The sequence below is a fragment of the Amycolatopsis mediterranei genome (assembly GCF_026017845.1).
Lineage (GTDB): Bacteria > Actinomycetota > Actinomycetes > Mycobacteriales > Pseudonocardiaceae > Amycolatopsis > Amycolatopsis mediterranei.
Window position 1 is genome coordinate 9,669,323 of sequence record NZ_CP100416.1, and the last position, 23,653, is coordinate 9,692,975.

Below are 23,653 nucleotides of genomic sequence, written 5' to 3' on the forward strand. Positions count from 1 at the left end.
CGTGCCAGGCTGTTCTACGTGCGCACGCCGATCGTCACCTCGCTGCTGTTGGCCGCCGCCCTCGGCGGCTGCGCCGGTGCCCCCGCGCAGGAGACGGGCCCGGAACGCCTCACCGTCCAGGTGCTCTCGACCCTGCCGCACGACGCCGCCGCCTTCACCGAAGGCCTCGAGTTCGCCGGTGACACCTTGTACGAGAGCACCGGGCTCGCCGGGCAGTCGACGCTCACCGCGGGGCCGGCGGGCGGCGCGCCCCGGACCACCGCCACGCTGCCGTCACCGCTGTTCGGCGAGGGCGTCACCGTCCTCGGGCCGACGCTGTGGCAGCTCACCTGGCAGGACGGGTTCGCCATCGAACGCGACGCGACCACCCTCGCCGAGCTGCGGCGCGTGCCGTTCGAGGGCGAAGGCTGGGGCCTGTGCCACCAGGCCGGCGGCCGGCTGGTGATGAGCAACGGCTCCTCGCGGCTGACCTTCCGGGACCCGAAGACCTTCGCCGTCACCGGTGGCGTCGACGTCGGCCGCGACCAGCTCAACGAGCTCGAATGCGTCGGCGGCGACGTCTACGCAAACGTTTGGCACACCGACACCGTCCTGCGGATCGAGGCCGACACCGGCCGGGTGACCGGGACGATCGACGCCGGTCAGCTGCGCGCGAAAGTGAACACCACGGACGCCGAAGACGTGCTCAACGGTATCGCCGCCGTCCCGGGCACCGGCGATTTCCTGCTCACCGGGAAGCAGTGGCCGGTCACGTTCCGGGTGAGGTTCGTCCCGGCTCGACCGTGAAAGCACGGATGAGCAGGCGGAACCGGCCCCCGGTAAGGCAGGATTGACACGTGGCACTCTTCGGCTCCCGCTCCGGCTCCGACGGCACCCCGTCGGGTCAGCCGCACGGCCGGAAGTCCAAGCGGCGCTGGACGCCGGAACCGGGCGCCGCCCAGGCCAGGTCCTGGCGGGACGCCGCCGCGCCGCGCGCCGAGCACGGCAGCCCGCCGCCACCCACCCGCGTCCAGCGGCCCGTGCCCCCGCGCGCGGGGTTCCACGACGGCCGTGTGCCGAACGCCGACCAAGCCCCGACCGCGGAGGCGCCGGCCAACCACCGGCCGCCGCCTCCGCGCGGGGCCCGGCCGTACGACCCGCACCGCACCGAGCCGGTCCGCCGCGAGCCGCCCGGCAGCGGCTTCTACCAGGGCGAACGCTACCCCGGCAGCGGCGAGTACGAGCACTACGACACCGGTGGCTACGCGGGCGAACCGCGGCCGCCGGAGCCGGCCCCCCAGCCGCCGCGGGAAGAGCCGCGCACGCCGGGCAGCACGCCGAAGCTGCCGAAGAAGATCACCGTCACGCGGGTGGCGGCGATGCGCAGCCGCCAGCTGACCGGCCAGGCCGTCGACGCCTTCCAGCGCGCGACGAAGGCCGACGGCGCCGAGAAGTCCGGCCTCACCTCGCTGACCTACGCCGTGATGCTGAACTACGCCAGCGACGCGGCGATGGCGATCGCGCTGGCCAACACCCTCTTCTTCGCCGCCACCAGCGGCGAGAGCAAGGGCAAGGTGGCGCTCTACCTGCTCATCACGATCGCGCCGTTCGCGCTGGTCGCACCGGTGATCGGCCCCGCGCTCGACAAGGTGCAGCGCGGACGGCGGCTGGCGATGTGCGCGTCTTCGGTCGGCCAAGGGCTGATGGCCGTGGTGATGGCGCTGCACTTCGACGACTGGCTGCTCTACCCGGCCGCGCTCGGGATGATGGTGCTGTCGAAGTCGTTCACCGTGCTCAAGGCCGCGGTCACCCCCCGGGTGCTGCCGTCGGAGATCACGCTGTCCAAGACGAACGCCCGGCTGACCACGTTCGGCCTGGTCGCCGCGGGCGTGTTCGGCGCGCTGGCCAGCGGCGTCAACGCGATCACCGGCTCGGCGGGCGCGCTCTGGTTCACCGCGCTGATCTGCGTCGCCGCGGCCGTGCAGTCGATGCGGATCCCGGCCTGGGTGGAGGCGACCGAGGGCGAGGTGCCCACTTCCCTTTCGGCTCACCCGAAGGAGAAGAAACGGCGACAGCCGTTGGGACGCCACATCGTCGTCGCGCTCTGGGGCAACGGCTCGGTGCGCGTGCTCACCGGTTTCCTCATGATGTTCGCCGCGTTCGCGGTCAAGGCGCAGACCGAGGGCAGCGGGCAGACGCCGTTCATGCAGCTGCTGCTGCTCGGCGTGATCGGCGTCGCCGCGGGGGCCGGCGGTTTCCTCGGCAACGCGCTGGGCTCGCGCCTGCAGTTCGGCAGCCCGGACCAGGTGATCGTCGGGTGTGTGGCGGGCTGCGTGCTGGCCGCGCTGGTCGCGACGATCCTGCCCGGCCTGGCCACGGCCGCGATCGTCGGCCTGGTCGGCGCGACGGCCAGCGCGCTGGCCAAGATCAGCCTCGACGCCGTCATCCAGGAGGACCTGCCCGAGGAGTCGCGCGCTTCGGCGTTCGGCCGCTCGGAAACCGTGCTGCAGCTGGCCTGGTGCCTCGGCGGCGCGGTCGGCCTGCTGCTGCCGCCGACGTACTGGATCGGCTTCCTGGTGATCACGATCGTGCTGGCGGTCGGGTGCGCGCAGACCTACCTCGTGCGCCGCGGCGGCTCGCTCGTGCCCGGCCTCGGCGGCGACCGACCGCTGCGCCCCGAGCCGACCGGCAGCTTCCCGGCCCAGGGCCTGCCCAGGGACCCGACGGCCCGCCGGTAGGCTCCGGCCATGCGACGTTCCCGGGTGGTGGCCCTGCTTGCGGCCGGTGGGTTCGCGGTGGCCGGCTGCTCGGCGCCCGGCCCGGCCGAGGTCACCTTCTACGCCGACGGCCACACCATCAACACCACGCCCGTGCTCACGTGCGACTACGCGCAGAAGCTCGCGCAGCCGTGCAGCGCGAGCGGCTCGGCGCAGACGCTGAAGGTCCGCCCGGGCAAGCCGGTGCAGATCTCGGTGCCCGGCGAAGTCGCGGACTCGCCTTGGCAGATCGTCTACGAGTACGTGACCCCGCAGGGCGAATTCAAGCAGAGCGCGCCGATCCCGTTCACGTCACTGGACCGCTACGCCTACACGGTCACGCCGCCGACGCCCGCCGACCGCATCTCGGCGGTGGACGTGCAGAAGTACACGGCCGTGCTCAACGCGGACACCGGCGAGTCGGGCCTGCTGCCCAGTGACGTGTGGGGCCTGCGGCTGGAGGCTTAGGGATCGATGTCGCGGGCGACCGCGCGCATGATCTCGGCGATCTGCTTGGTGTGCTTGCGGTCCGGGTAGCGGTTGCGCCGCAGGTCCGGCTGCACCTTCAGCTCGAGCAGCTTGATCATGTCCTCGATCAGGCCGTGCAGTTCCTCGGCCGGGCGGCGGCGCGCCTCGGCGACCGACGGCGGCGGGTCGAGCAGCCGGACGGAGAGCGCTTGCGGACCGCGACGGCCGTCGGCGACGCCGAACTCCAGCCGCTGTCCGGCCTTCAGCCCCTCGACGCCCTGCGGCAGCGCGGCCTTGCGAATGTAGACGTCGGCGCCACCGTCCTGCGTGACGAACCCGAACCCCTTCTCCGCGTCGTACCACTTGACCTTGCCGGTCGGCACTTCCCTCACCAGTCCTTCTGCTGTCCGCTCACGACGAACGCGCCCGGGGCGTACCCAGGGCGCGCTGGGTAAAGGGTATCTCGCCACCGGCCCTGGGGAGAAGTCGATACCGCCGGATACTGTGCCGGCCGGTACTGATCCGACCACAGTCACGGCCGAATGACTTCGTAGCAACGGCTACTTGCCGCCTGGGGGTCGGCCTACTTTTGGCCGGATCAGTACCCTCTTGCTTCATGAAGAGCACGACGAAGGAGGCCGGTGTGGCCGCTCCCGGCAAGCCGTTCCTGATGCGCATCGGCATCGGGCTTTTCGGTCTCGGCATGATCGCCGTGCTGGCGGTGTTCATCATGTTCGCCGCCGGCCTGGAGAACCTGCCGGTGTGGCTGTCCCTCGCCGCCGGGGTGATCACCCCCCTGGGCCTGCTGCTGGGCTTGATCGCGCTGGTGATCGAGGCCCGAGCCAAGAACTAAGGCACGGTCGCGAACGTCCGCTCGAACCACTCCGGGAACTCCGTCAGCGAGTCGAAGACGACCTCGGCGCCTTCGCTCAGCAGGAGCGTGCGGTCGCACGGCCCGGTGGTGACGCCGACCGCGATCGCGTTCGCCGCCAGCGCACCCCGGATGTCACCGGCGTGATCTCCGACATACACGCGGGCGTCGTGCGCCAGCAGCGCCTCGGCCTTCTGCGTCGACCACAGCTCGCCGACGACTTCGTCGACGTCGAGCCCGAGCGCGTCCACGTGCAGCTGGGCGTTGGGCCCGTACTTCCCGGTGACGACCAGCGTGCGGCCGCCGGCCTTGCGGACCGCCCGGAGCGACTCGACCGCGCCCGGCAGCGCAACCGTGCTCGGCACGACCACCTCGGGGTACATCGCGCGGAACCGGTCGACGAGCCCGGGGATGCGTTCCTCGGGCGCTTCGAAGCCGCGCAGGATGTCGTCGAGCGGCGGCCCGAGGTTGGCCGCGAACGCGTCGCCGTCCAGCGGCAAGCCGGATTCGACGCCGAGCGCGTTCATCGCCGCGGCCATGCCCGGCCGCGCGTCGATCAGTGTCATGTCGAGGTCGAACCCCACGGTGATGCCCACAACCGACACGGTAGCCGCCAGGACCGACAGTTTTACGCGAAAACCGATCATGTACAGCGCCTTGACAGTAGAGCGATCTGTGTCAAGGTGAAGTGTGACCAGCTTCACCGAACGGACGAAGGCGTCCCTGCGCGAAACGCTGCTCGACGCCGCCGCCGACCTGCTGCCGGACCGCGGCCACGCGGGCCTGCGGATGGCCGACGTCGCCGCGAAGGCCGGGGTGAGCAGGCAGACGGTCTACAACGAGTTCGGGAACAAGGCGGCGCTGACCCAGGCGGTGGCGCTGCGCACCGCGTCGGAGTTCCTCGACGGGATCCGGCAGCGGTTCGAAACGGCGGACGGGCTCCTGGCGGGCATCCACCACGCCGTCGTCTACACGATCGAGCACGCCCGGGAGAACCGCCTGGTCGCGGCGGCGCTCGGCACCGAAGCCGGTGAGGACCTGCTGCCCCTGCTGACGAGCCGGGGCGAGCCGATCCTCAGCGCGGCCGCGGCCCTCGCCGCCGAGCAGTACCGCGAGTTCGAACCCGGCCTGTCGCCCGAAGCCGCGGCCCTGCTCGCGGAGACCGTCGTGCGCCTTTCCCTGTCGCACCTGGTGCTCTCCACGCACTCGGCGGCCGAAGCGGCCGACGCCGTCACCGCGGTACTGGAACCCGCCATCCGCCAATTCGTCCACTGAATCGTCAATCGGAGTGACACGATGACCGACACGCTCCCGGAACTCCGCACCGGCTTTTCCTCCCTGCGCAAGGGCGGGCTGAACTGGGATTCCTTCCCGCTGCGGCTGTTCGTCAAGGGCAACAAGAAGTTCTGGAACCCGGCGGACATCGACTTCAGCCGCGAACGCGAAGGCTGGGACACGCTCAACCCGGAACAGCAGCGCAGCACGACCTACCTCGTCGCGCAGTTCATCGCCGGCGAAGAAGCCGTCACCGAGGACATCCAGCCGTTCATGCGGGCGATGTCGGCGACCGGCCGGTTCGGCGACGAGATGTACCTGACGCAGTTCTGCTTCGAGGAAGCCAAGCACACCGAGGTGTTCCGGCGCTGGATGGACGCCGTCGGGCTGACCGAAGACCTGCACCCGTTCGTCGCCGAAAACCCGCACTACCGCAAGCTGTTCTACGAAGAGCTGCCGCAGTCGCTGCGGGCGCTGGAGGACGATCCCAGCCCGCTCAACCAGATCCGCGCGAGCGTGACGTACAACCACGTCATCGAAGGCAGCCTCGCGCTCACCGGGTACTACTCGTGGCAGCTGATCTGCACCCAGCACGACATCCTGCCGGGCATGCAGGAACTGGTCCGCCGCATCGGCGACGACGAGCGCCGCCACATGGCCTGGGGCACGTTCACCTGCCGCCGGCACGTCGCCGCGGACGACTCGCTGTGGGACGCGGTGCTGCAGCGGATGGGCGAGCTGCTGCCGCACGCGCTCAACATGATCCAGTGGGTGCAGGACCAGTTCGAGGAACTGCCGTTCGACAACGACCCGCAGGAGATCGTCCAGTACGCGGCCGACCGGGCGCAGCGGCGGCTGGGCGCGATCGAGTCGGCGCGCGGGATGCCGGTGGAGCAGATCGACGTCGACTACTCGCCGGAGCAGCTGGAGGAAACCTTCGGCGAAGAAGACGCGAAGGCGATCGCGGAGGCCGCTGCCGCGGTGTCCTGACGGATCGGGGCGGCCGGACTGGCTCCGGCCGCCTTCAGGCGTGCTTCGTCGCCGCTGCCTGCTCCAGGCCCAGCAGGCTGATCGACTTCTCGCGCATCTCGACCTTGCGGACCTTCCCGGTCACCGTCATCGGGAACTCGTCGACGACGTGGACGTACCGCGGGATCTTGTAGTGCGCCAGCTTGCCGCTGCAGAACTCGCGGACCTTCTCCGCGGTCAACGGCGAAGCGCCCTGCCGCATCCGGACCCAGGCCATCAGCTCTTCGCCGTACTTCTCGTCGGGGACGCCGATCACCTGCGCGTCGAGGATGTCCGGGTGCGTGTACAGGAACTCCTCGATCTCCCGCGGGTACAGGTTTTCGCCGCCGCGGATGACCATGTCCTTGATGCGGCCGGTGATGTTGACGTAGCCGTCGCCGTCCATCACCGCCAGGTCGCCGGTGTGCATCCAACGGGCCGCGTCGATCGCCTCGGCCGTCTTGTCGGGCTGTTCCCAGTACCCGAGCATCACCGAATACCCGCGCGTGCACAGCTCGCCCGGCTCGCCGCGCGGGACCGTCAGGCCGGTTTCGGGGTCGACCACCTTGACTTCCAGGTGCGGCCCGACGCGCCCGACCGTCGACACGCGGCGCTCGATCGAGTCGTCGGACCGGGTCTGCGTCGACACCGGGGACGTCTCGGTCATGCCGTAGCAGATGGACACCTCCGCCATCCCCATCCGGTCGATGACCTGCTTCATCACCTCGACCGGGCACGGCGACCCGGCCATGATCCCGGTGCGCAGCGACGTCAGGTCGAACTCGCCGAAGTCCGGGTGGTTGAGCTCGGCGATGAACATCGTCGGCACGCCGTAGAGCGACGTGCACCGCTCGGCCGCGACCGCTTCGAGGGTGGCGCGCGGGTCGAACGCCGGGGCCGGGATGACCATGCAGGCGCCGTGGCTGGTGCAGGCCAGGTTGCCCATCACCATGCCGAAGCAGTGGTAGAAGGGCACCGGGATGCACACCTTGTCGTGCTCGGTGTAGTTGCAGAGCTCGCCGACGAAGAAGCCGTTGTTGAGGATGTTGTGGTGGGACAGCGTGGCGCCCTTGGGGAAGCCCGTGGTCCCGGACGTGTACTGGATGTTGATCGGGTCGTCGGCCGACAGCCCGGCCTGCAGGTGCGCCAGCTGCGCCGGGTCACCCCCGCGGCCGGCCGCCAGCAGCGCCTGCCAGCCCTCGCCGCCCAGGATCACGACCTGCTCGAGCGCCGCGCACTTCTCGCGCACCTCATCCGCCATCGCGGGGTAGTCGGACGTCTTGAACTTGTCCGACGCCACCAGCAGCCGGATCCCGGCCTGGTTCAGCACGTACTCCAGCTCGTGCGCGCGGTAGGCCGGGTTGATGTTGACCAGGATCGCGCCGATCTTCGCCGTCGCGTACTGGAGGAACGTCCACTCCGCCCGGTTCGGCGACCAGATGCCGACCCGATCGCCCTTGCCGATGCCCTGCGCGACCAGTCCCAGTGCCAGCGCGGTCACCTCGGCGGCCAGCTCCCGGTAGGTCCACCGCCGGCCGGCGGTGCGGTCCACCAGCGCGTCCCGGTCCCCGAACGCGGCCACCGTCCGGTCGAAGTTGTCGCCGATGGTGTCCCCGAGCAGGGGGACCTCCGACGTCCCCGAGGCGTAGCTCGGCAGGGCGGGCGCGTCAGGCATGGTGCCTCCTCGGACGTCTTCGTCGGGCGTCCCGAGTCTAAGAAGCGAACCCGCTCGTGGCGACCGCTCATTTCGCCCGGGTGAACCGCCCTTGGACCGTGTGCACGCCGTCGGCGGACGTGGCTTGCACGTCGTAACCGTCGGCACCGGCGTCGCGCGTGCCGGCGGTGTGGTTGTACTGGACGGCGAAGACGTGCTGCGCGGCCGGAGCGGTCCGGCCCGGCTTGAGCTCCCAGCGGTAGACCACCACGCCGTCGCTCTCCTGCGCGGTGGTGGTGAAGTCGTCGGCTGGCCCGGTCTGCCACTGGCCGGTGCTCTGCACGCTGCCGGTCTGCGTGATGCGCACTTCCACGGTGAGCGCGCTCAGCGGCTGGGTGGTGTCGAGGGCGAGGGTGCTCTGCGCCCAGTAGACGGTGCTGTGCGGATCGACGGAGCCCTGCGCCGACAGCGGCCCGTCCGAGACCCGGCTGCCCACCGGTGCGGCCGGGGTCGCACCGGCCGGCGACGAACGGCCGGTCGTCGGCCGGTCCGGATGTCCCGACGCGGGCGGCAGCGCCGAGCCGCCGGTGGGGCGAGCGGCGGGCGTGGTGCTGGTGCTGGGCGTCACCCCCGTGGTCGGGACGGCGAGCGTGGTCGTGGCCTCCGGTCGCGCCGGCGCGACCGGGACGACCCCGGCGACGGCGAGACCGGCGACGGCCAGGATGCCGGCCGCGGCGGAGCCGGCGAGCACCACTTTGGGCCAGGACCGCGCGGGCTTCGGCGCCCGGTGGCGGACCGTGGTGGCGGTCACCCCGCGCTGCACGCGGGCCAGGATCCGGTCGTGGTCGGGCTGGTGTGTCTCGGCGGCTTCGCGCAGCCGCCTGCCGATCTCGTCGTTCACCGGCTTCCCCTCTCCGCCGCCAGGTCCCCGGCCGCTTGCACGCCGAGCAGGCGTTCCAGCTCGGCCAGTCCCTTCGAGGTCTGGCTCTTCACCGCACCGACCGAGATGCCCAGCGCCTGGGCGGTGTCCTTCTCCGACAGGTCGAAGGCGTGCCGGAGGATGACGCAGGCCCGCTTCCCGAAGGGCAGCCGGCCCAGCGCCGCCCGCACGTCCACGACGGCGGCCACGTCGGGACTCCGCTGCTGCTGGGCACCCGGCGCCCAGAACAGGGCGATCCGGCGGCGCTCGCGCGTGGAGCTGCGGACCCGTTCCCGCGCCAGGTTCGCGACCACCCCGCGGGCGTACGCCAGGGGGTGTTCGGCCGCGCGCAGGCGGTCCCAGCGCTGCCACAGGGCGATCAGGGCATCGGCGGCGAGGTCGTCGGCCGCGTCCGGCTCGCCGGTCAGCAGGAACGAAAACCGGGCCAGCCCGGCGTAGTGCCGTTCGAAGAACTCGTGGAACTCCGCCGACGTGTCATCGAGGAGCATGTGTCTCGGCTGCCCTCTTCCTACCCATGCACCCCTCCAAGGCGGGAACGTACCGGAGGCCACCGGCCGGGCCGCGCACGCACGCCCCGGCCGGTGCTGCCCTTGCTCAGGAAAGGTCGCCGTACAGCACACCACGGGCCGCCGCGGAGCCGAGGTAGACCCGGCCGTAGACGTCGGGGTCGCCGGTGATGACACCGGTGCTCCCGCCGTACTGGTGCTGGTCGTCGTTGATCCGCACCCAGGTGGCGCCGCCGTCGGTGGAGCGGAAGATCCCGGTGCCGCCGGACACGGTGCCGCCGAGGTAGAGGGCCGGGTAGCTCGCGCCAGGGGCGGCCTTGCCGAAGCCGAGGGCGTCGGCCCCGCCCACCTTGCCGAGCTTGCTGAAGCTCGCTCCGCCGTCGGTGGAGTGCAGAAGCCCGCCGCGGTCCGCGATCCACAGGTCCCCGGCGCGGCCCGGTGCGGCCTCGAGGTGCCCTCCCGGGAGCCCGCCGGCGCGGGCGGTGAAGCTCTTGCCGCCGTCGGTGCCGGCGAACAGGGTGCCGCCGCTGAGCGCGTAGAAGCTGCCCGCCGCGGCGCGGTCGGCCACCACGGCCGTGCCCTTGGGCAGACCGGTGGACGCCGTCCAGGTGGCGCCCCGGTCGGTGGAGACGGCGGGCACCTGCCCCGAGGCGGTCCACACCACGGTGCCGCCGTCGGCCGAGATCGCCACGGTGCCGCCACCCGCACCGCTCACCGGCGCCCCGGCAAAGGGCCGCCAGCTGACACCGCCGTCCGTGGAGTAGGCACCCCGTGCCTGGTCGCTGTAGCCGACGCGGACGACGGTGTCCGGCTTGGCCTGCGCGAAGTCGATCCCGGTGGTGTTGCTGAAGCGCGGCCCGGACGACGCCGCGGCCGGCACCTCGGCCAGGTCGTCGTGGCGGAACCCGCCGACGTCGCCGAGCGCGCTGATCAGCTTGCCGCCGGGCGGGGCGACCAGACCGAGGACCGCGGTCTCCTCCAGCCCCTTGGCCGGAACCGTCCAGTGCGTGGCACCGCCGCGGTCCGCCGCGGTCACGTCGTTGCTCGCCCACAGGCCCGATCCGGTGCCGTACAGGACGTGCCCCGGATCGAAGGGGTCGAGGGCCAGCGCGCCCATCCAGTGACCGATGCCGGTGCCGACGTACGGCGCGGCGGAGGCGTCCCGGACGGACGTGGCGCCGAGCGCCTTCCAGGTGCCGCCGCCGTCGGTCGAGCGGTACAGCTCGTCCGACGGCCACCAGCGGTCGAGGGTGGTGACCAGCACCGTTCCCGGGCTCTGCGGGTCCACCGCCAGCCCGGCGAAGCCGAACCCGGTGGCGGGAATCGGCGAGACGTCCTTCCAGGCCCCGCCGGCCGGCGCGTACTTCCACACCGAACCGGCTTTCACGCCGTTCGGGCCGGGGGTGTCGGTGTAGGTCACGTACAGCGAACCGTCACCGGAGAGGACGCCGTGCTGCGGCAACTGCCCGGCCGGCTGCCCGGGAACGGCCTGCCAGCTGACGCCGCCGTCGGTGGAGCGGTACAGCGAGGTGGTCTTGTCGGCGGCACCGACGTAGATCGTCTTGCTGCCGGCCGGGCCGAAGGTGACGAAGGACAGGCCGACCCCGCTGCTCGCGCCGTCGGTGACGGGGAAACCGGGGACCTGGTTCCACGTCGCGCCGTAGTCGGTGCTGCGCCACAGCCCGTTCTTGCGGGTGCCCAGGTACAGCGTCCCGTGGTCGGCGGGGTCGATGGCCAGGCGCTCGCCCATGGACCGGCCGTCCTCGTTGCCGCCCAGCTTGAACGGCAGGTCGGTGCGCTGGAACGTCCGGCCCTGGTCGGTGGAGCGCAGGAGCGCGCCGTTGCCCGCCCAGTCGTTGGTGTAGGTGCCGGTCGCGAGGTACAGGCGATCGGGGTCGACCGGGTCGGTCGCCACGCTTTCGATGCCGTAGGTGTTCCAGTCCGCGGCCCAGTCGGTCAGCGGGACCCACCGGTCGGCGCCGGCGTCCCAGCGGTAGGCACCACCGACGTCGGTCCGCGCGTACAGCAGACCCTTGCGGCTGGGGTTGAAGACGAACCCGGTGACGAAGCCACCGCCCGCGATCGGGACGTTGCGCCAGGTGTACCGGCCCGAACCGGCCGGTGCCGCGGGCGGCGGGGCCGGCGCGCCGGAGGACGGCCGGGGCGCGCCGGGCCTCGTGGGCGCCGAGGGCGGGGCGGCGGTGGCCGTCTTCGCCAGCTTCCACTGCTGGTCGGTGCCGCCCCCGTCGGCGGACGGGACGATCGCGCCGTCGGCACCGTCGGGCACGCCGAGGACCAGGCCGTCGTCGCGCGAGACGATCTTCACCACGCCGTTGCCGACCTCGGTGAGCTTCCACTGCTGGCCGGCGGCGCCGGTGTCCGACTGCTGTTCGACGCCGGCCCGCCCGGTGGCGGCCTTCCGCACGCCCAGCACCTTCCCGCTGTTGTGGTTGACCAGCCGGCAGAAACCGCCGCCGACGAGCTTCACCTGCCACTGCTGGCTGGCGGCACCGGTGGCCCGCTTCTCCTCCTGGATCCGGACGCCGTCGGCGTGGTCCGCCCCGGCGACGTCCAGTGCGTTGCCGCTGCGCACGGAGACGAACTGGTAGTAGGCGACGGTGTCCACCGCCGCCGCCACCGGCTCCGCGCTGTCCCGCGTGAAGTACAGGTAGGGACCGACCAGCGCCGTCAGCCCCGAAGCCAGGGCGAGCACCGTCCAACGCCCGCGTCTGCGCGGTGCGGCGCCCTCGCTCCGGTGCCCGTGCCCGGTTTTCCTCATCGCAGCTCTCCTTGACGTCTTCGGTTCTGCCCCCCAGTTGCCGCCGCTCCCGAAAAGGTTTCCGCTGGTAATCTCCGAACGGACTTCGAGGGGGGAATCGGTGGCCGGCGAGGGGTTTCGTGACGAGCTGACCCAGCTGCTGCAGGCGCGTTACCCGCTGCTCGTCGTCGAGACGCACGAGGAGCAGCGGGTGCTGCGGGAGATCCGCGCGGTCGCCGAAGACGCCCACCGGCTGCGGACCCCGCGGCGCGTCTACGTCTGGTCGTCCACCACCGGCCTGGCGCCCGCGGGCGGGCCGCCGATCAGTGAGACCCGCCCCGCGGCCGCCGCGCTGGAACGCATCCACGGCTGGGGCGAGCCGGCCGTCTTCGTGTTCGCCGACCTGCATCCCTCGCTGGTGTCCGAGGGCGGGCACCGGCCCGATCCCGACGTCGTGCGCCGGCTGCGCGAGCTCGCCGCCGCGTTCAAGACGCGGCCGGTGCCGCTGAGCCTGATCCTCGTGTCGCCGTCGCTGCCCGTGCCGCCGGAGCTGGAGCACGACGCGACCGTCGTCGACTTCCCGCTGCCCGACCAGCGCCAGATCGGCGAGCTGCTGGACAGCATGGTCGCCGCGCACCGGCAGAACGTCCGGATCAGCATCGGCCGCGACGACCGCGACATGATCGTCGCCGCCGCGCGCGGGCTGACGCTGCCGGAGGCCGAAAACGCGTTCGCCAGGGCCCTGGTCGAAGGCGGCGGGCTCGACCCGAGCGACCTCGAGCTGATCCTCGCCGAGAAGCGCCAGGCCGTCCGCCGCTCCGGGATGCTCGACATCGTGCCGGCGGAGACGGGCTTCGACGCCGTCGGCGGCCTCGACCGGCTCAAGCGCTGGCTGACCAAGCGCACCGGCACCTGGACACCGGCGGCGTCGGCGTACCACCTCGCGGCACCGAAGGGCCTGCTGCTCACCGGCGTCCCCGGCTGCGGCAAGAGCCTGTCCGCGGTGTGCGTCGCGAACATGTGGCGGCTGCCGTTGCTGCGGCTGGACCTCGGGCGTGTCTTCGCCGGGCTCGTGGGCTCGAGCGAGAAGAACATCCGCACGGTCATCCGCACCGCCGAAGGCATTGCGCCGTGCGTGCTGTGGGTCGACGAGATCGAGAAGGGCCTCGCCGGGGCCGGCGGCGGAGGTGACGGCGGCACCGCGCGGCGCGTCTTCGGCACGTTCCTGTCCTGGATGCAGGAGAAGTCGGCGCCGGTGTTCGTGATGGCCACGGCGAACCAGGTCGGCTCGCTGCCACCGGAGTTCCTGCGCAAGGGCCGGTTCGACGAGATCTTCTTCGTCGACCTGCCCTCGGCGCCCGAGCGCGCCGCGATCTGGCGGATCCACCTCGGCAAGCGCGTCACCGATCCGTTCGTGGCCAGCGAACTGCGGCCGGACGACGCGCTGTTCGCCGAACTCGCCGACGTCAGCGCGGGCTACAGCGGCGCCGAGATCGAGCAGGCGGTGCTGTCCGGCCTGGTCGACGCGTTCGCCGAGAAGCGGCCGCTGCGCCGCGACGACCTGGTGCACGCGGTGCGGTCGACCGTGCCGCTGTCGGTCACCCAGGCCGACGAGATCCTGGCCATCCGGAACTGGGCGGAGACCAGGGCCGTCGCCGCCACGGACCCTTCGGTTCCCGGTTCGGAGCCCGTCGCGCCGCCTCCTCCGGCGGCCCCGAGTGGGAGGACGATCGACGTATGACGCACCGCGTGACCGTGACCATCGGCAAGGACGGCTCGATCAGCGCCGAGACGCACGGCGTGACCGGCTCGAAGTGCCTCGACTACATCCCGCTGCTGGAGGACCTGCTCGACGCGGAGACCGTGACGTCGGAATTCACCGAGGACTACCGGCGCACTTCCGCTTCGGCGGAAGACACCGCTTCGCAGCAGCAGTCGCAATGGAACTCCTGAACCTGCACCGGATCGTCGACGTCACCCTCGCCGAAGGCCCGGGTGCGCGGTGTGCCGTGTGGACGCAGGGGTGTTCGGTGCGCTGCCCGGGGTGCTTCAACCCGCAGACGTGGTCGACCCGCGGCGGGTTTTCCCTTTCGTGGCAAGACCTGGCCGCGCGCGTGCTCGCCGTCTCCGGGATCGAAGGCGTCACGCTGCTCGGCGGTGAGCCGTTCGACCAGGCCGGGCCGCTGGGTCTCTTCGCCGCGGCGGTGCGATCGGCAGGCCTCTCGGTGATGACGTTCACCGGGCACGTCCTGGAGGACCTGCCGCCGTCTCTGCTGGTGGATTCGACGGATCTGCTGGTGGACGGGCCGTTCCTGGCGGATCGGCCGGAGCCGTCCCGGCCGTGGGTGGGCTCGGCGAACCAGCGGTTCCGCTTCCTGACCGACCGCTACGACGAGTCGATCTTCGCCACCCCGAACCGCCTGGAACTGACGATCGCCCGCGACGGCGCGATCGAGCTGAACGGGTTCGCCACCACCGAAGTCCTCGAAGCGCTGCTCGAAGGGGAACGCCGATGAGTGTCACGCTCAAGCTGCGCAGTGCGGCACTGGCCCAGCTCGACGCCGCCACGCTCGCCGCGCACGCGCAGGCCCGGCCGGGGGTCGTCACCGTGCGGACCCGGATGCGCCACCGCGATCTGCTGGCCCGCGCGCTCACCGGGCTGCGGGCGCAGGTCACCGACGACGGCACGTCCGTCGTCGCCGCGTGGGAAGGGCGGCGGATCACGTTCGGCTACGGCCCCGAAGGCGTCCAGGTGGCGCACGTCGACGGGCCGGGCCTGGTGCCCGCGGAAGCGTCCCGGCTGGTGCTGTCGGTCGATGAGGCGTACGCGGCCGAAGTGCAGCGGGCGGTACTGGCCCGGCTGAAGGATCGGGCGGCGCAGGTGGGCATGCGCGTCGAGGCGGAGCGAGTCAACGCCGACCAGTCGATCAGCGTGACGCTGGCCGCCACGTCGTGACCGAGACCCGGGTCGGGCTGATCGAGTTCGGCAAGGCGATCCACGACTCGGTCACCGTCCCCGGTCTCGGGGAGCTGCCGGGCGGGCAGGTGAGCGCGGGGCGCGCGGTCCGCGGCGCCCGCGCGCGGCTTCGCCGGGGCGACCGGATCGTCGAGGACCACCTGCGCCTGGGGATCATGGTGCGGAAGAAGTTCTTCTCCAGCGACGTCGAGCCGGTGACCGACGCCGGGTTCTTGAAGGACGTGTTCGTCGTCGTCGGGCGGCGGGACCTCGGCAACGGCGACGCGCTGGAGCTGTACACCGATGACACCACCGGGCCGGACCTGAGCCGTCAGGAGGCTGCCGCGTCGGTGGTGGCGCCGGCTTTCGACCCGCTGACGGGGTTCCGCGCGCAGGTGCAGGTCCGTGCAGGCGTCCTGCGGTTCGGGGCGTTGTGTTCTTCGACGCGCGGCGGCCGGCCGATGCGGGTGCTCGGGCTGTTCGGGTCGGCCGGGCCGCTCGAGGAGCTGCCGTCGGGTCAGGTGGGGACGGTGTTGCTGGGCTTCCAGTGCGACGTGCCCCCGTTGGCCGGCGACGCGCTGACGGCGTTCCCGTCGCCGGAGTTCGTGGAGCAGCGCGCCGGAACGGCGGTGGTGCACGGCGTCAGCGACCTCGGCCAAGGCGCGGTGGTGGCGGCGGTCGAGGTGCCGGAGGGCCGGAGCGCGGCGTTCGAGGTCGGCGTCCGGACCAGGGTGCTGCGCCCGATCGGGACGACGTTCAACGAGCGGAGCACGGTCATCGCGTCGGGGCTGCCGGTGCTTTCCCTGGCGCGGGACGGGATCGCGGTGCGGACGACGGCGGGGTCGCGGGTCTTCACGGTCGGGCTCGGGACGCGGGATCTGCGGCAGAACGACGTGCTCGAGGCTTATGTCCCTTCGCCTTTGTCAGCGCCTTTGCTGGCACCACCGCCTGCTCCGCCGGTGGCGCTGGTGGACGTCAACGCGGCGCCGGGTTCCGAGTTGGCTCGTCTTCCGGGCCTTACGCAGGCACGGGTGGCGACGGCGTTGGAGCTGCGGCAGAGGCAGGGAGGCTTCCCGGACGTGGAGGCCTTCGGAGTGGCGATCGGCTTGCAGCCGCACGAGATCGTCCGCTTGCGCGGACGGGCGACGGCCGGCCGGGTGGCGTTGCCCGAGACGGGCGTGCGGCAGCTCGACATCTGAGGGCGCGGGGTGCCGGTTCCGCTACGCTCGGGAGCGTGCCGGAGGAATTCTCGCTGGGGTTGCCGGAGGTCGCCGCCGCAGTCCGGCGCACGGGCCTCCCGGCGCACTGGCACCCGTTCGAGATCCCCAGCCCGGGCCACACGCTGGAGGAGCACGAGCGCATCCTGGCGGAGGCCTGGGACGCGATGCGAGCGCGCGGCCTGGCGGGGCCGGAGAAGCTGGACATCGAGGTGGAGCAGACCCTCCGCGCGTGGACCCAGCCGGAGGTGCAGATCATCGTCCGCGCGGCAGAGGTGGCCGACGGCCGGCAGGTGTTCTACCGAGCCACCATCGGCCACGGCCTCGGCGTGTTTTCGGAACTGGCGGGCGAGGAGATCTTGTTCGCGCAGACGCGCCCGGACCGGCTGGTCGACCTGGTGGTCGGCATGCTGCCAAGCTACCGCCCGGTACCGTTGGCGGAGCTGACGTTCGTCTCCCCGGGCACCCACGAGGACACCGCCGCGGCGGCGGAGTTCTCGTCATGGCCACTGCACCGCTACGGCACGTTCGAGCTGTCGGCGCGGCAGGGCCAGGGGGCACTTCAGCCGATCGGCGCAGCCACGTTCATCGACAACGACGGCGGCCGGTTTTTGATGTTTAACGAGCCGCTACCGGGCCACGAGACCCGGCTGCGGTTCACCCCTTCGGATGGTTCTCACCTGCGGAGCTGGCTTCACGAGCGTGGCCGGAACCACTGACACCTCCGGTTCGTCACTAGTACAGTGCGGAGGGACCACTCAGGGTGGTCCCTGGACGACGGGAGGGCGTCATGGGCGGTTCACAGTTCGGCGCACCGGGGTCGTTCACGCCACCACCCGCCGCCGGCGACGCCGGGGCGAACTTCCTGTCCGGCCTGCTCGACGGGCCTGCGGATTCGGAAGCTGCACAGCGCGTCAGCGAGGGTGGCCACCACCTGAAGTCGCTCGCCGAAGGCGGTCAGTTCGCGGTGAACGAAGAGGGCTTCCAGGCGTACATGAAGGCCTGCGACTTCTTCCTCGACGGCTACAACCGGATGATCGTCGATGTTCGCGAACTGGCGGCCCAGGCGAAGATGGGCGGCAGCGAATACGCCAAGGCCGTCGCCGCGTTCAACGTGAAGGTCGCCGACGGGGACGAGCAGGCCTTGATCCCCAATCTGATCCGGATGCGTGACGGGGTTCAGCAAGCGCGTGAAGCGATGGTGATCGCACGCAAGAACTACCGCGAAACAGAGGATGCCCACAGCATGACTTTCAGTCAGCTCAACAAGGGGCTGCAAGAGCAGTGATCGCCCGACGCGCCGCGGTCGTGGCAGCCGCTTTGGCCTTCGCCTTGACCGCCTGCACGAGTCAGGTCGGTGGCCAAGCAACCCCGAGTTCGCAGGCGCCCGGATCAACTGCTCCCAGCACGGGCAGTGCGACCGCCGACCCGGACAACCCGTTCTCCGGGGTGAGTTCCTGCTCGATCCTCGACCAGGCGCTCGCCGGCCAAGGGTATCCGAAGGCACAGCCACTGGTCGCAAATCCGAAAGAGGGATGCCGGACCACCAAGCCCACGTCCGGCGACACGCCCGGCGTCGACGTAGGACTCTCTTTGAACCCTGGCCGGGGCTACAAGGAGAACGTCGGCAACCCCAGCCAGGCGAGTGAAGGAAATGTCAACGGACGTCCGGCGGTCATGGAACGCGAGCCGGAGAACTCAGCCGGACAGTGCGACGTGTGGTTGGAAGTGAAACCCAACTCTCGCGCCTTCGTCCTGCTTGCTTCGGGTTCCGATACCGCCAAGGCCTGCGAGCTGGTCAAAGACGTCGCTGCGAAGGTCGAGCCACTACTGCCGAAGAACTGAGACGGAGTCCAGCCATGAGTCAGCCACACCGGGCGCAGCATCGCCAGTCCGAGGGTGACTACTACGCGGAAACCGCACAGAAGCTCCACGGCAATACCGAAGGCCAGCAACTGACCGAGAAGGCCGCGTCGAACTATTCGGTCGCGCAGGGAAAGCTCCTGCAGGCGGGCCAGAACCTGCGCGGTGATTCGCCGGCACCCGGCGAGAACTACGCGAACAGCCCGCACGAATTGCTGTACGACATGGTGCACAAGGACCTCGACATCGAGGGCATCAACAACCGCAGCCGCGTGGCCAATGTCTACGGCAACTGGCTCGCCGACGCCTCCAACCAGTTCCGCGATGCAGCGACAACCTCCGGAGGCTCCTGGCAGGGCCCCGCGGCCCAGCAGGCGAACACCTTCTTCCAAAGCACCGCCGGTCACACCGAACAGACCGGCGACGCCATGCAACTGGTCTCCAACCACTACTCCCAGCAGTCGGCGGCTGCGCACTACGCCAAGACCAACATGCCCGAGCCCACCGGCTTCAACCAGCAAGCCGAGCTGGACAAGGCTCGGCAGCAGTACGAATCCGGCAATCTCATCGGGATGAACACGACCATGGTCGGCATCCAGGCCAAGCAGCAGCAGGCCGATGCCGCTCATCAGCAGGCCGTTCAGGTTCTGCAGAACCTCGACTCCACCTACCACGAGACCGCCAGCACCCAGCCCACCTACACCCCGCCGCCGCAGTTGGGGCAAGGTGACTCGACCTCGGCCAGTGGCTTCCACGGCACCAGCAGCTCCAGCTTCAGCGGTACCCCCTCCGTCGGCGGCACCGGACCGGGGACCGGCGGCACCAGCGGCGGCTTCGCCGGAGGCCCCGGCGCATTCGGCGGCCCAGGCGGCCCGAGCGGCCCAGGCGGCCCAGCGGGAACCGGAGCACTCGGCGGCCCAGGCGGATCCGGCGGCCCAGGCGCCACCTACATCCCCCCGGGCACCACCAGCGGCACCGGCACCTTCAGCGGCAACTCCAGCTTCCGCGCCACCCCCGCCGCCGGCGGCTTCGGCCGCGTGACGCCCGATGGGCTCGCCATGCCCGGGACCACCGCCGGTGGCAGCTCCGGCGGTGGGGACGTCACCCGCGGCAAAGGCATCGGCTCCGGGCGGGCCGGGACCGGGTTCGCCGGGTCGCGCGTCTCCGGCAGCGCCGGCACCGCCCCCAAGGAAACGCCCGCCGAAGGTGGCAAGTCCGGGAGCAAGCCGGGCGAACGGCTCGAGCGCGGCGCCACCGCGGCCGCCGCGGCCAAGGGCGGGAAAGGCGGTGCCGCCGGAGCCGCCGGTGGGGCCGGGAAAAAGAAGGAAGACGACAAAGAACACAAGAACAAGTACGCCGTCGACGAAGAGGTCTTCGATCTCAAGCCGGAACGCGGTCCGGACGGGGAAAAGATCGTGAAGCCGACCATCGGGGAGACCTCCTAGGGGTCATCCCCGGGATCCGGCCCGGGCCGCGATCAAGCAGAAAAACCCCGGCTACATTGGGGTCATGCGCTTCTTCATCGTCGACGCCTTCACGGACCGCGCCTTCGCCGGGAACCCGGCCGGGGTCGTCCTGCTGGACGAGCCCGCCGACCCGACCTGGATGCAGGCCATCGCCGCCGAAATGAAGCACGCCGAAACCGCCTTCGTCGTCACCGGCACCGAAGGCCCCAAGCCGCTCCGGTGGTTCACCCCCGCCGTCGAGGTTGCCCTCTGCGGGCACGCCACCCTCGCCGTCACGCACGTTCTCGGCGGGAAACAGACCTACACCACCAAAAGCGGTGAACTCCGGGCCAACGCCGAAGACGGCTGGGTCGAGCTGGACTTCCCCGCCGATCCACCACACCCCACCGATGACGACCTGTCCGAAATCCTCCCCGGCGTCGAGATCGAGTACACCGGCCGCGGCGTCGAGAACCTCTTCGCCGTCGTCAAAGACGCCGACACTGTCCGCGGCCTCGAGCCGGACCTCGAGAAGCTCAAGCACACCTGGACCGGGCGGCTACTGGTCACCGCGAAAGGAAACGACTTCGTCAGCCGCTTCTTCGCCCCCGGCGTCGGCATCGACGAAGACCCCGTCACCGGCTCCGCGCACTGCATCCTGTCGCCCTACTGGTCCGCAAAGCTTCAGAAAAACGAACTGACGGGCGAACAAGTGTCCCAGCGCGGCGGCATCGTCCGGACCCGCCTTGACGGCGACCGCGTCCACCTCGCCGGCCAGGCCGTCACTGTCCTCAGCGGGGAGCTGCACGTCTGATGCGCACCCTGCTGAACATCATCTGGCTGGTCCTGTGCGGCTTCTGGATGGCCGTGGGCTACCTGCTCGCCGGCGTCATCTGCTGCGTCCTGATCGTCACCATCCCGTTCGGGCTGGCGTCGTTCCGCATCGCGCACTACGCGTTCTGGCCGTTCGGCCGCACCGTCGTCGAGCGGCGGGACGCGGGCGCCGCATCGTGCGTCGGCAACGTCGTCTGGTTCGTCTTCGCCGGGTGGTGGCTGGCGCTCGGGCACGTCTTCACCGGCATTGCGCTGTGCGTCACCATCGTCGGGATCCCGCTCGGCATCGCGAACTTCAAGATGATCCCGGTGTCGCTGGTGCCGCTGGGCAAGGAGATCGTCGAGATCGCCTAGGACTCCGGCTCGTACGGCAGCTCGACGACCAGGCACGGCCCGCCGACGAACAGGCCGCCGTCGACGCCCAGCGCCTTGCCGCCCGCGTACAGGAACGGGCCTTCGATCTGCGTCGGGTGGATGCCCAGCTGGTCGGCGATGACGCTGTGGCCGTGCACGATCCGCGAGCCGCCGAGGGCGTCCATCAGCTTCTGGGCGTTTTCCTCGCCGTCCGGGCCGCGGAAGGCGTAGCGCGTCGTCATCCGGCGCCAGACGTCCCACCACGCCTCGATGTCGCTGCCCTCGAGGATGTCGCGAGCCGCCTCGTTGATCTCGTCGAGCGACGAGCCCCAGTCGAGGTACTCCAGCGTGTCCGAGTGCAGCAGCAGGTGGTCGGCGGCGAGCGCGGCCAGCGGGCGCGCGCTCAGCCACTCGATGTGTTCCGGGGTCAGCCGGTCCTGGTCCGACAGCAGGCCGCCGTTGATCTCCCAGCTGCGGGCGAAGCTGCGCGGGCCGAAGTCGGACGGCACCGGCTCGTCGCCGAAGTGGTACATCCCCAGTGCGAGGATCTCGTGGTTGCCCAGCAGCGTCTGGACCTGGCCACCGGCCTCGGCCGCCTGCGCTTCGAGCCGCATGACCAGGTCGATCGCCCCGACGCCGTCCGGGCCGCGGTCGACGAAGTCGCCGAGGAACCACAGCTGGTCCTCGCCGCCGGACCAGTTGTCCTCCTCGTCGACGAGGCCTTCGGATCTCAGCGCGTCGGCGAGTTCGTCACGGTGGCCGTGGACGTCGCCGACCACGTACGTCGACTTGCTCATCCGCTGACGATATGCCCTGTGGCCTCCCGGCTCGCGGTCAGCCTTCGCCGAACGGGTCCCCGGTTCGCCCGATCAGGTCGGCGATCGAGTCGATCACCATGGTGGGCCGGTACGGATAGCGTTCGGCCGACTCCGGGGTGGAGATGCCGGTGAGCACCAGGATGGTCTGCAGCCCGGCCTCGATGCCCGAGTGCACGTCGGTGTCCATCCGGTCGCCGATCATCAGCGTCGACTCCGAGTGCGCGCCGAGCCGGCGCAGCGCCGAGCGCATCATCAGCGGGTTCGGCTTGCCGACGTAGTACGGCGAGCGGCCGGTGGCCTTCTCGATCAGCGCCGCGACCGAGCCGGTGGCCGGCATCGAGCCCTCCACGCTCGGGCCGGTCGCGTCCGGGTTCGTCGCGATGAACTTCGCGCCGCCCTCGATCAGCCGGATCGCGCGCGTGATGGCGCTGAAGCTGTACGTGCGGGTCTCGCCCAGCACGACGTAGTCCGGGTCGCGCTCGGTCAGCACGTAACCGACCTCGTGCAGCGCCGTCGTGAGGCCCGCTTCGCCGATGACGTAGGCCGAGCCGTTCGGCCGCTGCGACGAGAGGAACTTCGCGGTCGCCAGCGCCGAGGTCCAGATCGACTCCTCGGGGATGTCGAGCCCGGTGCGCTCCAGCCGCGCCCGCAGGTCGCGCGGGGTATAGATCGAGTTGTTCGTCAGCACCAGGAAGTCGATGCCGTTCGCCTTCAGCTCGGCGAGGAACTCGTCGGCCCCCGGGACGAGGTGCTCCTCCTTCACCAGGACGCCGTCCATGTCGGAGAGGTACGTCCACCGGCGTTCGTTCATGGTGCGGAACCTATCACGCGCGCGAGACCCCTGCGTGATACGCCGAAACGGGCTAGCATCGCAATTGCCGGTATCGCGAGGGGAGTCGCGCGTCCGGTCACCGAGGGGGTTCGGGGGAATACTTTTCGACGTCGTCGACGTGCGTGCCGCCGCGCAATTATTCCTGCCCCCGCACCAAAGGGGGAGAACCATGACCGAAATCATCGAGCGCCCGGCGAAAACCGGGCCGATCACCGCGCCGAACTGGGGACTCACCAAGTTCCTTGAGCCGCTGCGCATTCCACCCGTGTTGCGGCCGCACAACCGGGAAATGATCACGATTCCGATGATCACGATGCAGCAGCGGCTGCACGCGGAATTGCCCGAAAGTACGTTGTGGACATACGCGGGGCATTTTCCGGGTCCGACGATCGAAGTGCGCAGCGGCAAGCAGCTGCGGATTTCGTGGTCGAACGAAATCGAAGGCGAGTTCCCGCTCGTCGCCGTGCAAGGCCCGATCGGTGACGCGCCGGCGAGCCGGCCCGGCCGCGAACTGGACAAGCCGGGCTACTCGATCGTCGTGTACCTGGTCCGCGACGACGAGGAAGACGCGCTCGGCCTGCCGCACGGCGACCACGAGATCCCGCTGGTCATCACCGACCGGAACCTGGACCTCGACCCGGCGACCGGCGCGCTCACCAGGCAGCTGCTCTTCAAGTTCCCGGTTTTCCCGCCGGCCGGCCCGGCGATCTCGTTCTCGGGCCCGTTCAACCTGGTCAACGGGGTGATCTGGCCGCACCTGGACGTCGACGCGCGGTGGTACCGCTTCCGGCTGCTCAACGCGGCCAACTCGCGGTTCTCCACGCTCAACCTGGTCGACGAGAACAACGTGCCGGTCAACGACGCCGTCCGCCTGATCGGCACCGACGGCGGCCTGCTGCCCGCGCCGGCGCCGCTGCACGCCGGCGGGCTGACCGTCGCCCCGGCCGAACGCTTCGAGGACCACGACCACGTCTGGATCGCGCTGCTGCTCAACAAGGCCGGCCACCCGGAGCTGTGGGACCTCGAGCAGGTCGAGGCCGACCCGGCGGCGAGGGGATCATCCAGGTCCAGGACCCGAACGGCGGCCTGAAGACGTTCCGGCTGATCGGGCGGATCTTC

General features: G+C 70.8%; 26 protein-coding genes. 18 read left to right on the forward strand and 8 right to left on the reverse strand.

The features are described from left to right. Positions 1-18: 18 nt before the first annotated feature. From ISP_RS43820 to ISP_RS43830, 3 genes are read left to right on the forward strand one after another with little or no spacing between them, the layout of a single operon-like run. Positions 19-786: a glutaminyl-peptide cyclotransferase gene (locus ISP_RS43820; RefSeq protein ID WP_013230213.1), complete on the forward strand. Its 768-nt coding sequence runs from the start codon at positions 19-21 to the stop codon at positions 784-786. A gap of 50 nt (positions 787-836) precedes the next feature. Next, positions 837-2,717, forward strand: a complete 1,881-nt coding sequence (locus ISP_RS43825) for an MFS transporter (protein WP_013230214.1) — start codon at positions 837-839, stop codon at positions 2,715-2,717. A gap of 9 nt (positions 2,718-2,726) precedes the next feature. Beyond that, entirely contained in the window at positions 2,727-3,203 is a 477-nt protein-coding gene (locus ISP_RS43830; RefSeq protein WP_013230215.1) for a DUF2771 family protein, read from the forward strand. Here the strand turns inward: ISP_RS43830 and ISP_RS43835 are convergent. After that, positions 3,200-3,586 (reverse strand): cold-shock protein, encoded by a 387-nt coding sequence (locus ISP_RS43835; protein WP_013230216.1) that lies wholly within the window; start codon positions 3,584-3,586, stop codon positions 3,200-3,202. The two genes, ISP_RS43830 and ISP_RS43835, sit on opposite strands and share 4 nt — an antisense overlap. Positions 3,587-3,819: 233 nt before the next feature. Here ISP_RS43835 and ISP_RS43840 point away from each other — a divergent pair, with 233 nt between their 5' ends. Continuing rightward, positions 3,820-4,056, forward strand: coding sequence for a hypothetical protein (locus ISP_RS43840; protein ID WP_014467787.1), 237 nt, complete (start codon positions 3,820-3,822; stop codon positions 4,054-4,056). On the opposite strand, the gene ISP_RS43845 is transcribed toward ISP_RS43840, so the two are convergent. Beyond that, a complete protein-coding gene (locus ISP_RS43845; RefSeq protein ID WP_013230218.1) occupies positions 4,053-4,670 on the reverse strand; it encodes an HAD family hydrolase in 618 nt (205 codons plus the stop codon). The genes ISP_RS43840 and ISP_RS43845 overlap by 4 nt on opposite strands. Before the next feature lie 94 nt (positions 4,671-4,764). On the opposite strand from ISP_RS43845, the gene ISP_RS43850 reads away from it, so the two are divergent. Both ISP_RS43850 and ISP_RS43855 read left to right on the forward strand, forming a co-directional pair. Next, positions 4,765-5,349 (forward strand): TetR/AcrR family transcriptional regulator, encoded by a 585-nt coding sequence (locus ISP_RS43850; protein WP_013230219.1) that lies wholly within the window; start codon positions 4,765-4,767, stop codon positions 5,347-5,349. Between the two features lie 21 nt (positions 5,350-5,370). After that, on the forward strand, positions 5,371-6,339 hold the full coding sequence (locus tag ISP_RS43855; protein ID WP_013230220.1) for a R2-like ligand-binding oxidase: 969 nt from the start codon (positions 5,371-5,373) through the stop codon (positions 6,337-6,339). A 34-nt stretch (positions 6,340-6,373) separates the two neighbouring features. Here ISP_RS43855 and ISP_RS43860 read toward each other — a convergent pair whose 3' ends face one another. The 4 genes from ISP_RS43860 to ISP_RS43875 form a co-directional block, all read right to left on the reverse strand. Then, positions 6,374-8,032 carry an AMP-binding protein gene (locus ISP_RS43860; protein WP_013230221.1) on the reverse strand — a complete coding sequence of 553 codons (1,659 nt, stop codon included), beginning with the start codon at positions 8,030-8,032 and terminating at the stop codon, positions 6,374-6,376. A 67-nt stretch (positions 8,033-8,099) separates the two neighbouring features. After that, positions 8,100-8,912, reverse strand: a complete 813-nt coding sequence (locus ISP_RS43865) for a hypothetical protein (protein ID WP_013230222.1) — start codon at positions 8,910-8,912, stop codon at positions 8,100-8,102. Next, on the reverse strand, positions 8,909-9,439 hold the full coding sequence (locus ISP_RS43870; RefSeq protein WP_013230223.1) for a SigE family RNA polymerase sigma factor: 531 nt from the start codon (positions 9,437-9,439) through the stop codon (positions 8,909-8,911). Before ISP_RS43870 ends, ISP_RS43865 begins: the two co-directional genes overlap by 4 nt. 106 nt (positions 9,440-9,545) lie before the next feature. After that, positions 9,546-12,236, reverse strand: a complete 2,691-nt coding sequence (locus ISP_RS43875) for an RICIN domain-containing protein (RefSeq protein ID WP_013230224.1) — start codon at positions 12,234-12,236, stop codon at positions 9,546-9,548. A 100-nt stretch (positions 12,237-12,336) separates the two neighbouring features. Between ISP_RS43875 and ISP_RS43880 the strand changes: the two genes are divergently transcribed. The 11 genes from ISP_RS43880 to ISP_RS43930 all read left to right on the forward strand — a co-directional run bounded on the left by ISP_RS43880 (position 12,337) and on the right by ISP_RS43930 (position 20,884). Further along, a complete protein-coding gene (locus ISP_RS43880; RefSeq protein WP_037374302.1) occupies positions 12,337-13,956 on the forward strand; it encodes an AAA family ATPase in 1,620 nt (539 codons plus the stop codon). Between the two features lie 8 nt (positions 13,957-13,964). Further along, the gene (locus ISP_RS43885) at positions 13,965-14,168 is read left to right on the forward strand and encodes a DUF2997 domain-containing protein (RefSeq protein ID WP_230468623.1); all 204 of its coding nucleotides are present in this window, start codon (positions 13,965-13,967) and stop codon (positions 14,166-14,168) included. Next, complete coding sequence (locus ISP_RS43890; RefSeq protein WP_013230227.1) at positions 14,156-14,731, forward strand: 4Fe-4S single cluster domain-containing protein; 576 nt, start codon at positions 14,156-14,158, stop codon at positions 14,729-14,731. Before ISP_RS43885 ends, ISP_RS43890 begins: the two co-directional genes overlap by 13 nt. Continuing rightward, on the forward strand, positions 14,728-15,171 hold the full coding sequence (locus ISP_RS43895; protein WP_013230228.1) for a hypothetical protein: 444 nt from the start codon (positions 14,728-14,730) through the stop codon (positions 15,169-15,171). The genes ISP_RS43890 and ISP_RS43895 overlap by 4 nt, the downstream gene beginning before the upstream one ends. Further along, positions 15,168-16,370 (forward strand): helix-hairpin-helix domain-containing protein, encoded by a 1,203-nt coding sequence (locus ISP_RS43900; protein ID WP_013230229.1) that lies wholly within the window; start codon positions 15,168-15,170, stop codon positions 16,368-16,370. Before ISP_RS43895 ends, ISP_RS43900 begins: the two co-directional genes overlap by 4 nt. 35 nt (positions 16,371-16,405) lie before the next feature. Beyond that, positions 16,406-17,107 carry an ESX secretion-associated protein EspG gene (locus tag ISP_RS43905; RefSeq protein ID WP_230468624.1) on the forward strand — a complete coding sequence of 234 codons (702 nt, stop codon included), beginning with the start codon at positions 16,406-16,408 and terminating at the stop codon, positions 17,105-17,107. 71 nt (positions 17,108-17,178) lie between these two features. After that, complete coding sequence (locus tag ISP_RS43910; RefSeq protein ID WP_013230231.1) at positions 17,179-17,676, forward strand: hypothetical protein; 498 nt, start codon at positions 17,179-17,181, stop codon at positions 17,674-17,676. Further along, positions 17,673-18,233 carry a DUF3558 family protein gene (locus ISP_RS43915; protein ID WP_071831665.1) on the forward strand — a complete coding sequence of 187 codons (561 nt, stop codon included), beginning with the start codon at positions 17,673-17,675 and terminating at the stop codon, positions 18,231-18,233. Before ISP_RS43910 ends, ISP_RS43915 begins: the two co-directional genes overlap by 4 nt. A gap of 14 nt (positions 18,234-18,247) precedes the next feature. Next, a complete protein-coding gene (locus tag ISP_RS43920) occupies positions 18,248-19,696 on the forward strand; it encodes a hypothetical protein (protein ID WP_013230232.1) in 1,449 nt (482 codons plus the stop codon). A 64-nt stretch (positions 19,697-19,760) separates the two neighbouring features. Then, complete coding sequence (locus ISP_RS43925) at positions 19,761-20,510, forward strand: PhzF family phenazine biosynthesis protein (RefSeq protein WP_013230233.1); 750 nt, start codon at positions 19,761-19,763, stop codon at positions 20,508-20,510. Beyond that, the gene (locus tag ISP_RS43930; RefSeq protein ID WP_013230234.1) at positions 20,510-20,884 is read left to right on the forward strand and encodes a YccF domain-containing protein; all 375 of its coding nucleotides are present in this window, start codon (positions 20,510-20,512) and stop codon (positions 20,882-20,884) included. The genes ISP_RS43925 and ISP_RS43930 overlap by 1 nt, the downstream gene beginning before the upstream one ends. Here ISP_RS43930 and ISP_RS43935 read toward each other — a convergent pair. Further along, positions 20,881-21,681, reverse strand: coding sequence for a metallophosphoesterase (locus ISP_RS43935; protein WP_013230235.1), 801 nt, complete (start codon positions 21,679-21,681; stop codon positions 20,881-20,883). The two genes, ISP_RS43930 and ISP_RS43935, sit on opposite strands and share 4 nt — an antisense overlap. Positions 21,682-21,718: 37 nt before the next feature. Then, a complete protein-coding gene (locus ISP_RS43940; protein ID WP_013230236.1) occupies positions 21,719-22,513 on the reverse strand; it encodes an HAD-IIA family hydrolase in 795 nt (264 codons plus the stop codon). 190 nt (positions 22,514-22,703) lie between these two features. On the opposite strand from ISP_RS43940, the gene ISP_RS43945 reads away from it, so the two are divergent. Then, the gene (locus ISP_RS43945) at positions 22,704-23,624 is read left to right on the forward strand and encodes a multicopper oxidase domain-containing protein (protein WP_013230237.1); all 921 of its coding nucleotides are present in this window, start codon (positions 22,704-22,706) and stop codon (positions 23,622-23,624) included. The last annotated feature ends 29 nt before the right edge of the window (positions 23,625-23,653 follow it).

Coding starts and splice junctions, on each gene's coding strand:
- ISP_RS43830 (WP_013230215.1), top strand. CDS start 2,727: ATGCGACGTTCCCGGGTGGTGGCCCTGCTTGCGGCCGGTGGGTTCGCG.
- ISP_RS43840 (WP_014467787.1), top strand. CDS start 3,820: ATGAAGAGCACGACGAAGGAGGCCGGTGTGGCCGCTCCCGGCAAGCCG.
- ISP_RS43855 (WP_013230220.1), top strand. CDS start 5,371: ATGACCGACACGCTCCCGGAACTCCGCACCGGCTTTTCCTCCCTGCGC.
- ISP_RS43860 (WP_013230221.1), bottom strand. CDS start 8,032: ATGCCTGACGCGCCCGCCCTGCCGAGCTACGCCTCGGGGACGTCGGAG.
- ISP_RS43870 (WP_013230223.1), bottom strand. CDS start 9,439: ATGCTCCTCGATGACACGTCGGCGGAGTTCCACGAGTTCTTCGAACGG.
- ISP_RS43875 (WP_013230224.1), bottom strand. CDS start 12,236: ATGAGGAAAACCGGGCACGGGCACCGGAGCGAGGGCGCCGCACCGCGC.
- ISP_RS43890 (WP_013230227.1), top strand. CDS start 14,156: ATGGAACTCCTGAACCTGCACCGGATCGTCGACGTCACCCTCGCCGAA.
- ISP_RS43895 (WP_013230228.1), top strand. CDS start 14,728: ATGAGTGTCACGCTCAAGCTGCGCAGTGCGGCACTGGCCCAGCTCGAC.
- ISP_RS43910 (WP_013230231.1), top strand. CDS start 17,179: ATGGGCGGTTCACAGTTCGGCGCACCGGGGTCGTTCACGCCACCACCC.
- ISP_RS43920 (WP_013230232.1), top strand. CDS start 18,248: ATGAGTCAGCCACACCGGGCGCAGCATCGCCAGTCCGAGGGTGACTAC.
- ISP_RS43925 (WP_013230233.1), top strand. CDS start 19,761: ATGCGCTTCTTCATCGTCGACGCCTTCACGGACCGCGCCTTCGCCGGG.
- ISP_RS43930 (WP_013230234.1), top strand. CDS start 20,510: ATGCGCACCCTGCTGAACATCATCTGGCTGGTCCTGTGCGGCTTCTGG.
- ISP_RS43935 (WP_013230235.1), bottom strand. CDS start 21,681: ATGAGCAAGTCGACGTACGTGGTCGGCGACGTCCACGGCCACCGTGAC.
- ISP_RS43940 (WP_013230236.1), bottom strand. CDS start 22,513: ATGAACGAACGCCGGTGGACGTACCTCTCCGACATGGACGGCGTCCTG.
- ISP_RS43945 (WP_013230237.1), top strand. CDS start 22,704: ATGACCGAAATCATCGAGCGCCCGGCGAAAACCGGGCCGATCACCGCG.